Source organism: Streptomyces sp. NPDC090499, assembly GCF_044769305.1.
In the GTDB taxonomy this organism is placed as follows: domain Bacteria; phylum Actinomycetota; class Actinomycetes; order Streptomycetales; family Streptomycetaceae; genus Streptomyces.
Genome location: NZ_JBIVXP010000050.1, coordinates 1 through 2,762, shown reverse-complemented (window position 1 = coordinate 2,762; position 2,762 = coordinate 1). Strand labels below are relative to the sequence as shown.

Here is a 2,762-nt window from a genome sequence, read left to right as displayed (position 1 = left end):
CCCCGGGCGAAGGCATACAGGCGGGGCAGATCACCTGTCCGGACTTGAACGACCCAACGCGTGAGCGCACCGGGGCTGCCGGCATGTGGCCTAAGGAGCAAGGCAAAGTACCCCATGCCTGACACCAGTCGGGTCATCTCGGGGCAAGCGGCGGTGAGTTCGTCCAGGAGTTCGTGCTGCCCGGCCTCGAGGCTGTCGGGCCTGGTCAGCAGCATCCGGGCGAGCCGACGTGACGGGACATGGCTGCGGTCGGCGTCCGCGCGGCCTAGGTTGACGTACTTGTACAGAAGGTTCAGACAGCCCGCGAAGCCGAAGGACTCGACCTCTCCGAAGCAGCGAGCCCGTGGACCGTACCGGCCGCCGGATCGTGCGGGCCTGACCGACGGCCTGCGACCGCTGCGGCGAACCGAGGCCGGTCGGCAGACACCGGAGCCCCGCCCGGCCACCGAAGCCAACGACCCGCAAGGCCCGCGGCGCACGGACCGCCGAAGACAACGAGACAGAACCCCCCTCCTGCCCGAAAAACAGTTCGGCGCTGGCCGAGGCCGACCCGCCTCACGAGCCGAGCAGGACCACCGACGCGGCCGGACCCAGTACGCCGTCGGGCAGTTCGGCCCTCTCCGCCGTCCCGTCGACCACGCCCACCAGGAACGCGAGCATGCCTCCCGCGCACTCCCACCAGGCACCGTTGCGCCCGCCGGCGACCACCGGCCACTGCCCGGGATCCCGGCCGGCCGTGCGCCAGTAGAAGACATCACCTTCGAGCGACTCACCCCACGGCAGCAGCCCTCCCGGCTCCGGGTAGACCGCGTAGCCCCCGGTGTCACCGGACTCCCGCAGATCCCGCAGGACGTCAAGGCCGTACCGCACGCCCTCGACGTACTCCTTCTCCCCTCCGGGCACCGGACTCCAGATCCGGAGGAACCCGTCGACCTCGACCGCAGGGTAAGCCTCGGCGAACTCCCTGAAATCCACCGGCAGACCGACCCCCAACGAGCGCTCCAGGCCAGGCCAGTCAACCCGGCGGACCGCAGCCGGACGCACCGCCCGCAGCCCCTGCAACACGCGTTCAAGGTCCGAAACGTTCAGCATCAGTCCTGCCAGCCCGAGTTACTCACCGGTATCACGTCGAACAGCGGTCCCGTCTCGGCAACAGCCGCCACCCCTGCCCCCGTGGGCAGGGAGTTCATGCCAAGCCACCCGAGTGCATCCTGCCCCATGGCCTCCGCATGAACAGCCTCCACAGCGCCGGCCCGGACGACCACGAGGAGACAGGCTCCTGCCGAAGCGCCGCCGACAGCCTCAAGCAGACCCCCGTCACCTCTCTCGCGGCCTCGCAACGGGACCCCGGCCTTCGCACCCGGGGCCGGGGCAGGCGAGCGCCATCGCATCGGCCATCACCGTGTACGCCGGGCCGGCCGCTACCGCGGCATCCGCCAAGCCGTCCGCAAACACCTCACCGCCCTCCGTGCAGGCACCGCCAAACCGGTACCGGTCCGCATGCCCAGACCCCGCAAGACCACCACCTGGACCATGCGGCCCCGGGAGACGCTCACCGACAGCCAGCACAAGCGGCTGCTTCAGGTCCCGCTCGCCCGCCCGGCCATCAGCCGGACCTGCGACCTCGCCCGGCCCTTCGCCGACCCCACCGCCGGTCTTACTCTGCCCTGGAGCAGCGGCCCCGTCGAAGGTCACGTCAACCGGATCAAGATGCTCAAACGACAGATGTACGGACAGGCCTCGCTACCACTCCTGCGCAAGCGGGTCCTCCTCGCATGACGCTCCGTCACCGCTTCACGAAAATCTTGACTGAACCTCTCGATGACGCCGCCGACCACCCGCACCTGGTCCCGCCGCGGCCACACCCCTGTGGTCCGCGTCCGGGGCCGCTCCCGCCGCCGCTTATCGGTCGCCGCCCTGGCCTGCTACAAGACCGGTGAACCCTCGCGGCTTATCTACCGGCCCTGCCCGGACGCCCGGCCCGACGGGCGCAAAAGCTTCTCCTGGAAGGACTACCGCGACCTGATCCAGACCGCCCACCAGCAGCTCGGCGGCCCGATCGTACTGGTCTGGGACAACCTCAACACCCACCTGACTGCCGGAATGCACCGCTACATCGCCGACTATTGTTCTATTGTTTTGCGGCAAGTGGGGTCTGGCCGCCGTGACCGCTCTGCCCTGTGCCCCGAGACCGGGAAGAACGCCGCTGGCTTACTCGTCATCAGACGCCAGCAGCGACGAGCAGTGCATGGCGCGGCCTACGGACTGACCGCGCCCAGCATCTGTGACGGCCCGCGGATCGGCGCCGTACTCAACGTCATGCATCTATCGGAACTTGGTCAGGGGCCCCACGCAGACCTGTGGCCTGCGGTGCAGCCGCTGATCAGAGTGATGAAACCGGCTGCACATTCAATCCCCCGGGCGCTGAACTCGACGACGTGACCGCAACGAGGGCGCCAGGCTCTCAAACGAAGAGCCACTCCGAGCGGCCCACGGAAAGGGACATGACCATGCCGAAGGCTCTGTACCAGCGGATAGGGTTAGCCGCGTACGTTGCCACCTTGGTGGGTGGCGTCGCCGTCGGCGCGCCCGCCCATGCAGAGACAGCGCACCAGACAACCGCGGCCGGGCCGACCGCAACGTCTCACAGCGCCGCCGCGGTGACCCTAAGACGCTGTTGTCGTTCCGATCTTGAGGGGTGTGCGTCGAACGGGAGTCTCGATCGGGTGATCGCAGCTGGCCGCGGGCATGAGAACAGGGCC

The 2,762-nt window shown here is 68.9% G+C and carries 3 protein-coding genes and 1 pseudogene; 2 read left to right on the top strand and 2 right to left on the bottom strand.

Annotation, left to right across the window (positions count from 1 at the left end):
* Both ACIQVL_RS51500 and ACIQVL_RS51495 read right to left on the bottom strand, forming a co-directional pair.
* Positions 1-215, bottom strand: a pseudogene (locus tag ACIQVL_RS51500) (ISL3 family transposase); the annotation flags it as partial.
* Between the two features lie 340 nt (positions 216-555).
* Positions 556-975: a hypothetical protein gene (locus ACIQVL_RS51495; protein WP_403479308.1), complete on the bottom strand. Its 420-nt coding sequence runs from the start codon at positions 973-975 to the stop codon at positions 556-558.
* A 525-nt stretch (positions 976-1,500) separates the two neighbouring features.
* Between ACIQVL_RS51495 and ACIQVL_RS51490 the strand changes: the two genes are divergently transcribed.
* Complete coding sequence (locus tag ACIQVL_RS51490; RefSeq protein WP_403479309.1) at positions 1,501-1,779, top strand: hypothetical protein; 279 nt, start codon at positions 1,501-1,503, stop codon at positions 1,777-1,779.
* A 42-nt stretch (positions 1,780-1,821) separates the two neighbouring features.
* Positions 1,822-2,442, top strand: a complete 621-nt coding sequence (locus ACIQVL_RS51485) for a hypothetical protein (protein WP_403479307.1) — start codon at positions 1,822-1,824, stop codon at positions 2,440-2,442.
* Positions 2,443-2,762 lie beyond the last annotated feature (320 nt).

What these genes read in the sequence shown, in the direction of transcription:
- ACIQVL_RS51490 (WP_403479309.1), top strand. Translation starts at nt 1,501, where the DNA reads ATGCCCAGACCCCGCAAGACCACCACCTGGACCATGCGGCCCCGGGAG.
- ACIQVL_RS51485 (WP_403479307.1), top strand. Translation starts at nt 1,822, where the DNA reads ATGACGCCGCCGACCACCCGCACCTGGTCCCGCCGCGGCCACACCCCT.